Source organism: Flexivirga sp., assembly GCF_051955415.1.
Classification (GTDB): Bacteria; Actinomycetota; Actinomycetes; order Actinomycetales; family Dermatophilaceae; genus Flexivirga.
This window is the reverse complement of the sequence record NZ_JBQCGS010000013.1, coordinates 1-7,356: the sequence shown is the minus strand read 5'-3', so window position 1 is coordinate 7,356 and position 7,356 is coordinate 1. Positions and strand designations below refer to the sequence as shown.

Here is a 7,356-nt window from a genome sequence, read left to right as displayed (position 1 = left end):
CCCCCCCCCCCCCCCCCCCCCCGGCCGCGCGCCGGGCCGGCGGCGCCCCCTCGCCTCCTCCCCCCCCCCCCCCCCCCCCCCCCCCCGCGCCCCCCCCCCCCCCCCCCCCCCCCCCCCCCCCCCCCCCCCGCCGTTTTGGTCGTCGTCTTCGCGGCCGTCCGCTTTTCGTTCGATCGCTTGATCTGGGCTGTCACCCGCCTCGGCTGGTCGTGCGGTCGCCGTGACCTGGGCTGTCACCGATCGTCGTCTTCGCGGCCGTCGGACTCACAAGGCCTGCAGCAGCGCGCGGTACCAGCGGATCCCCTCCCGGAACGACTCCACGCCGAGGTGTTCGTCGACACTGTGCAGACTCTGCCGCTGCGGCTCGTCCATCCGGAACGGGTTGAACCGATAGCAGTTGTGCCAGACGCGTTGGAAATGACGCGCATCGGTGGCCGCCATCACGACATACGGGACCGGCACGACGTCCGGCATGACGTCGCGCGTCGTGCGTTCCAGCAGGGCGAAGGCGTCGCCGAGGTCGGCGACCGGGCTCGGGTCGTATGCCGTGCGCACCACCACCTCGATGTCGTCACCGACCAGGGTCCGCACCCGGTCCACGGCCTCCTCCGCGGTTTCGGTGACCGCGACCCGCAGATTGACCCCGGCGGTCGCCGTCGTCGCCAGCACATTGTTGGCCGGAGCGCCGCTCAACTGGGTGACGGCGTACGTGGTGCGGGTCATGGCCGCCGTGGCCGGCCCCCACCGGGCGAAGACTTTCGCGAGCGGCCGGCGCAGGGTGTCCGCGCGCCCGACGAGCGCGCCGAGCGGCCCGCGGACGTGCGGCGCCATCCGGCGCAGCATCTCGATCGCCGGCTCGGGCAGTTGCGCCGGCGCCGGATGCTTCTCCAGCGCCAGGATCGCCCGCGCCAACTTCGCCGGTGCGCTGTTCCGCGGTGGCATCGACGCATGACCACCCTCGGCGCGGGCGACCAGCTCCAGGTCGACCACACCCTTCTCGGTGAGGCCGATGACCGCGAGCGGACTCGAGACACCGGGGAACGCGCCGCTGACCGCCATACCGCCCTCGTCGAGGACCAGCCACGGCTGCACGGCACGCTCCTGCAACGCGGCGATCGCCGCCTGCGCCGTGGTGCCGTGCACCTCCTCGTCGGACCCGAACGACAACCACACGTCCTGCGCCGGACGGACACCCTCGCCGATCAGCTCCTCGACCGCGGCGCACACGGCCACCAGTGACCCCTTGCAGTCCAGCGTGCCGCGCCCCCACACGACGCCGTCCACCACCCGCCCGTCGTATGCCGGATGCGTCCACTCGTCACGGGGATCGACCGGCACGACGTCCTGATGGGCCATCAGCACGACCGGACGACTGCTCTGCTCGCCCGGCCAGCGCAACAACAACGCATGGTCCGGCAGGTCGACCTGCTCGCAGGTGCCGAACAGCAGCGGGAAGTGGCTGCGCAGGTCGGCATGCAACCCGTCGAACTCGGCTGCGTCCTTGCTCGCACCGGCCACGGTGCGGCGCCGGACGGCGGCCTGCAAGGCTGCGACAGCATCGGTCATGGCCGGAGTCTAGGCAGCGCGGCGGAGCACCGGCAGCACTTCGGCGGGCGGTGGGTCGTCCGGTCCGCGCGCTGCTGTCATAGGTTGGACCCCATGAAGATCGCCGTGACCGGATCCATCGCCACCGATCACCTGATGACGTTCAAGGGTCGGTTCGCTGACTCGCTCGTCGTCGACCAGTTGGACAAGATCTCGTTGTCCTTCCTTGCCGAGGACCTGCAGATCCGTCGCGGCGGAGTCGCGGCCAACATCTGCTTCGGAATGGCCAACCTGGGCCTGCACCCGGTGTTGGTCGACGCGGTGGGCGAGGACTTCGCCGACTACCGGTCCTGGCTGGAGCGGCACGGCGTCGACTGCGAGTCCGTCTACGTCTCCGAGACCAAGCACACAGCGCGTTTCGTCTGCACCACCGACGACGACATGGCGCAGATCGCCACGTTCTACGCAGGCGCCATGAGCGAGGCCCGCGAGATCGAACTCGCGCCGGTCGCCCGCCGGCTCGGGGGACTGGACATGGTGATGGTCGGCCCGTCCGATCCCGAAGGCATGCGACGGCACACCATCGAGTGTCGTCAGCGGGGCATCCCGTTCATCGCCGACCCCAGCCAGCAGCTGGCATTCGCCGACGGTCCGTTCATCCGCGAGCTCATCAGCGGCGCCGACTACCTGTTCACCAATGAGTACGAAGCCCACATGACCGAGCAGAAGACCGGCTGGTCGGCCGACGAGATCCTGCAGCAGGTCGGCACTCGGGTGATCACCAAGGGCAAGGAGGGCGCGGTCATCCTGCGTCGCGACGAGGACCCGATCGAGGTGCCCGTCGCCCGGGAGGTCGGCCGGGTGGACCCGACCGGTGTCGGCGACGCGTTCCGTGCCGGCTTCCTCGCCGGGCTGACGTGGGAGCTGGACTTGCGCACCTGCGCCGAGATCGGCTCCATGCTGGCGACCTACGTGCTGGAGACCGTCGGCACGCAGGAATACGTGTTGCGCAAGCAGGACTTCCTGAACCGGCTCGGCGAGTCGTACGGCGACAAGACCGCCGCCACCGTCGAGCCGCTCCTGGCCTGCCCACGCGGCTGAGGGCGCGCCCGTGCCCGTCGAACCCGCCCCGAGCCGCTGGAACCTCGACGAGCAGCAGCAGGAGGATGTCGCCCAGGACCTCATCGCCGTGGGCGCCGACCTCCAACCGGGGACGTTGCTGGCGGCATACCGGGCGGGCATGTTCCCGATGGGCATCGGCGACGACGGGCGGCGACCCATCGGTTGGTGGTCACCGGTCCGCCGCGGTGTCCTGCTGCCAGGCGACTTCCACGTCTCACGTTCGCTGCGGCGGACGCGGCATCGGTTCCGGCTCACCTACAACACCGCGTTCACCGACGTGGTCGACGCCTGCGCCGACCCGTCCCGCTCGGGCCGCTGGATCACCCCCGACATACGGGCGGCATACGAACAGCTCCACCTGCTCGGCTGGGCCCATTCGGTGGAGACGTGGGACGGCGAAGGTCGGCTCGTCGGGGGACTGTACGGCGTCTGCACCGGAGGATTGTTCGCAGCGGAATCGATGTTTCATCGCGCGACCGATGCGGGCAAGGTCGCGGTGTGGGCGCTGACCGAACTCGTCTTCGGCGACGGCGACCCGCGCCGGCTCATCGACGTGCAGTGGCAGACCGGACACCTCGCCACCCTGGGTGTCCGGGAGATCCCGCGCCGCGAATACCTGCGCCGGGTGGCGGAGGCGGGGGAGACGCCGCTGCCGCCGTGCTGGGACGACCCAGTGGGCCACGACGGACCGTTCGACACCCTGTAGAGCCGGGATCCCCGGCTCCGCGGCGGCCGGACGGGTCGGCGGCCGGCGAGCGCTGTGCACCCGGCGGGCACCTTTTCGCCGAGTTGGTCGTTGGGACAGTCGAATTGATCAATCCCGAGGGCCTGCCCTGACGTCGACTTCGAATACGACTGGGATAGAGTCTGCATGTGCCCGGATCTGACAAACCCCTCGTGGAATCCGCGCGCCGTTCCCAGCCTGTTGGGCGACGGCGGCGCAGCAAGGTCGCCTTCGGAGGTCTGATAGCCGTCAGCGCGCTGCTGCTGACCGGCTGCACCCCCGTGGAGAAGCGCGGTTACCTACCCAAGGGCGTGACCAGCCTGAGCAAGCAGATCACCGATTTCTGGGTGTCTGCATGGGTCTGGGCGCTCGTGGTCGGCGTCATCACCTGGGCGATGATCATCTACTGCGTCATCCGCTACCGCCGCAAGAAGACCGATGTCGGCCTCCCGCCGCAGCTGGCCTACAACGTGCCGATCGAGATCCTCTTCACGGTCGTGCCGATCTTCATGGTCGCCGTCTTCTTCGGCAAGACCGTGCAGATGGAAAACAAGATGCTGGACACCAGCCAGAAGCCGGATGTCACGGTCAATGTGGTCGGCAAGCAGTGGTCCTGGGACTTCAACTACGTCAACGCGAAGGTCTACGACGCGGGCACCCAGGCCAACATGTCGGCGCCGAACCCGGAGAGCACCATCCCGACCCTCTACCTGCCGGTGGACAAGAAGGTGGAGTTCGTGCTCACCTCGCGGGACGTCATTCACTCCTTCTGGGTGATCCAGTTCCTGCAGAAGATGGACATGATCCCGGGCAAGGTCAACAAGTTCCAGGTCACTCCGACCGAGATCGGCACCTACCAGGGCAAGTGTGCCGAGCTGTGCGGTGCCTACCACTCACAGATGCTGTTCAACGTGAAGGTCGTCAGTCAGTCCGACTTCCAGAAGAAGATGCAGCAGTTGCGTGACCGGGGCAACGTCGGCTTCCTGTCCAATGCGCTGGTCCGGGACTCCTCGACGCTCGAGCAGCAGGCCCAGCAGAAGATGCAGCAGTACCTCCCCCCGGGGATCACTGGCTCTGACATCGTCACCGAAGGAGCGAAGTAATGGCCAGCATCGTCACGCCACGCGTCGGGGACGCCGGTGGCACCGGTGACGCGAACCCCACGACTCCTTCCGCGACCCGGCACCCGGGCCGCACGATCGTCAAGTGGATCACTGCCACCGACCACAAGGTGATCGGCAACCTCTACTTCATCACCTCGTTCGCCTTCTTCCTGATCGGCGGAGTGCTCGCGCTGATGATCCGCGCCGAGCTCGTCTCGCCGGGTCTGCAGATCGTGGACAACCCCGAGCAGTTCAACCAGCTGTTCACCATGCACGGCACCATCATGTTGTTGCTGTTCGCGACACCGCTGTTCGCCGGTTTCGCCAACGCGATCATGCCGCTGCAGATCGGTTCGCCGGACGTGGCGTTCCCGCGACTGAACATGTTCGCCTACTGGCTCTACCTGTTCGGCGGCCTGATCGCCAGCGCCGGCTTCCTCACCCCCCAGGGTGCGGCCGCGTTCGGCTGGTTCGCCTACGCACCGCTGTCCAACGCGACCTACAGCCCCGGTGTCGGTGGCAACCTGTGGGTGTTCGGTCTGGCGCTGGCCGGATTCGGCACGATCCTCGGCTCGGTCAACTTCATCACCACCATCGTGTGCATGCGCGCACCCGGTATGACGATGTTCCGGATGCCGATCTTCACCTGGGGTGTGCTGATCACCTCGATCCTGGTGCTCGTGGTCTTCCCGGTCCTCGCGGCGGCACTGTTCGGACTCGGCGCCGACCGGATCATGGGGGCGCACGTCTTCGACCCGCAGACCGCCGGAGCGATGCTGTGGGAGCACATGTTCTGGTTCTTCGGGCACCCCGAGGTCTACATCATCGCCCTGCCGTTCTTCGGCATCATCTCCGAGATCATCCCGGTCTTCTCCCGCAAGCCGGTGTTCGGCTACAAGACCCTGGTCTTTGCGACCATCGCGATCGCCGCTCTGTCGGTGAGCGTGTGGGCGCACCACATGTATGCGACCGGCCAAGTGCTGCTGCCATTCTTCGCGATCATGACGATGCTGATCGCGGTGCCCACGGGCGTGAAGTTCGTCAACTGGGTCGGCACCATGTACGGCGGGTCGCTCACCTTCGAAACACCCATGCTCTGGTCGGTCGGCTTCCTGGTGACCTTCCTGTTCGGTGGCCTCACCGGCGTCATCCTGGCCAGTCCCGCGCTGGACTTCCACCTGTCCGACTCCTACTTCGTGGTCGCGCACTTCCACTACGTGGTGTTCGGCACCGTCGTCTTCGCGATGTTCGCGGGCTGGTATTTCTGGTGGCCCAAGCTGACCGGCCGGATGCTCGACGAGAAGCTGGGCAAGCTGCACTTCTGGTTGCTGTTCATCGGTTTCCACACCACGTTCCTGATCCAGCACTGGCTGGGTGTCAAGGGCATGCCGCGCCGGTACGCCGACTACCTTCCCTCCGACGACTTCCAGTGGATGAACGACATCTCGTCGGTGGGCGCGCTGATCCTCGGCATCTCGATGCTGCCGTTCATCTACAACGTTTGGAAGACCTGGCGGACCGCGCCCAAGGTCGAGGTCGACGACCCGTGGGGCTACGGCGGATCCCTGGAATGGGCCACCTCCTGCCCGCCGCCGCGGCACAACTTCGACTCGATCCCGCGGATCCGCTCCGAGCGTCCCGCCTTCGACCTGCACCACCCGCAGGCGGCCTCGTGGACGGTCAAGGCGTCGGAGGACACGCTTGCTCAGCTGGTGGGTCCGGGCGACCGCGGCAACCAGTCGTTGGGTGACAAGCCCGGGAAGGGTGAGTGAATCTCGCCATGAAGGTTGAATTCAAACTCTTCGGCTTCCTCACCATCTTCTTCGTGGTGATGGGCACCATCTACGGGATCGCCACCTACTGGGAGGAGCCGGTCGGCTCCGTCGGGCTCTATCTCTCCGGTGCGCTGAGCGCACTGATCGGTGGCTTCTTCTGGTGGACCGGCCGCAAGATCGATCTGCGTCCGGACGACGATCCGATGGGCGAGCAGAACGACGTCGAGGGCGACTACGGATTCTTCAGCCCGCACTCGTGGTGGCCGCTGTTCCTCGGCGCCTCCCTGGCGATCATCGCTCTGGGTCTGGCGGTGGGCTGGTGGCTGGTCATGCTCGCCGTGCCGTTCGTCGCACTGGCCGCCATCGGCTGGGTCTTCGAGTACTTCCACGGAGAGCACTCCATCTGAGTCAGCACGAAGCGGCCCGTCATACACGATGTATGGCGGGCCGCTTCGCTGTGCAACCCAGTCGGCGACCGTTGCCGGTGATGCACGCCCGCACCCACCCCACCCGCGCACAGTCGGCGACCGTTGCTGCTTACGCACACCCACGCGGGCCACGCGACGCCCACCTGCGCCGCGCGGGACTCACCCCCAGCCGAGTTCATGCAGGCGCGCGTCGCTGATGCCGAAGTGATGGCCGATCTCGTGCAGCACGGTCACCCGGATCTGGTGCAGCAGCTGCTCACGCGTGTGGCAGTACCGGGTCAGCGGACCGCGGAAGATGTAGATGCGGTCCGGGAGTTGCCCTAGCCCGTAGCTGGAGTCGCGCTGGGTGAGCGGGACGCCGACGTAGAGGCCCAGCAGGCCGGGTACGCTGCCGGGCTCAGGTTCGTCCTCGACGCTGATCGCGACGTTGTCCAGGCGGTCCAGGAGGTCCTGCGGGATGGTGTCCAGAGCGTCCGCGACCGCGTCCTCGAACTGCTCCGTGCTGAGCTGGATCGGCATGGCTGCAGAGTAACCACCGTCGCCGAACGCGCAACGGCCGCGCTCACCGAGGTGGGTGAGCGCGGCCGGTGGGCGGGTTGAGTCTGCCGCCACAGGACCGGTTTTAGGGGGGTGTCGGGTGTCCCGAGGCGTGGGGCGCC

General features: G+C 67.5%; 7 protein-coding genes. 5 read left to right on the top strand and 2 right to left on the bottom strand.

Annotated features, from left to right (window positions below; all coding sequences use genetic code 11):
* Positions 1 to 264 precede the first annotated feature (264 nt).
* Entirely contained in the window at positions 265 to 1,566 is a 1,302-nt protein-coding gene (locus ACTHL4_RS02265) for a M20/M25/M40 family metallo-hydrolase (protein WP_440281110.1), read from the bottom strand.
* Positions 1,567 to 1,659: 93 nt separating this feature from the next.
* Here ACTHL4_RS02265 and ACTHL4_RS02260 point away from each other — a divergent pair, with 93 nt between their 5' ends.
* From ACTHL4_RS02260 to ACTHL4_RS02240, 5 genes are all read left to right on the top strand, one after another.
* Complete coding sequence (locus ACTHL4_RS02260) at positions 1,660 to 2,646, top strand: carbohydrate kinase family protein (RefSeq protein ID WP_440281109.1); 987 nt, start codon at positions 1,660 to 1,662, stop codon at positions 2,644 to 2,646.
* A gap of 10 nt (positions 2,647 to 2,656) precedes the next feature.
* Positions 2,657 to 3,373, top strand: coding sequence for a leucyl/phenylalanyl-tRNA--protein transferase (aat, locus tag ACTHL4_RS02255; protein WP_440281108.1), 717 nt, complete (start codon positions 2,657 to 2,659; stop codon positions 3,371 to 3,373).
* 167 nt (positions 3,374 to 3,540) lie between these two features.
* On the top strand, positions 3,541 to 4,494 hold the full coding sequence (ctaC, locus tag ACTHL4_RS02250; protein ID WP_440281107.1) for an aa3-type cytochrome oxidase subunit II: 954 nt from the start codon (positions 3,541 to 3,543) through the stop codon (positions 4,492 to 4,494).
* Positions 4,494 to 6,266: an aa3-type cytochrome oxidase subunit I gene (gene ctaD / locus ACTHL4_RS02245; protein WP_440281106.1), complete on the top strand. Its 1,773-nt coding sequence runs from the start codon at positions 4,494 to 4,496 to the stop codon at positions 6,264 to 6,266. The genes ctaC and ctaD overlap by 1 nt, the downstream gene beginning before the upstream one ends.
* Positions 6,267 to 6,274: 8 nt before the next feature.
* Complete coding sequence (locus tag ACTHL4_RS02240; protein ID WP_440281105.1) at positions 6,275 to 6,676, top strand: cytochrome c oxidase subunit 4; 402 nt, start codon at positions 6,275 to 6,277, stop codon at positions 6,674 to 6,676.
* Positions 6,677 to 6,856: 180 nt separating this feature from the next.
* On the opposite strand, the gene ACTHL4_RS02235 is transcribed toward ACTHL4_RS02240, so the two are convergent.
* Positions 6,857 to 7,216: a metallopeptidase family protein gene (locus ACTHL4_RS02235; RefSeq protein ID WP_440281104.1), complete on the bottom strand. Its 360-nt coding sequence runs from the start codon at positions 7,214 to 7,216 to the stop codon at positions 6,857 to 6,859.
* Positions 7,217 to 7,356: the final 140 nt, after the last annotated feature.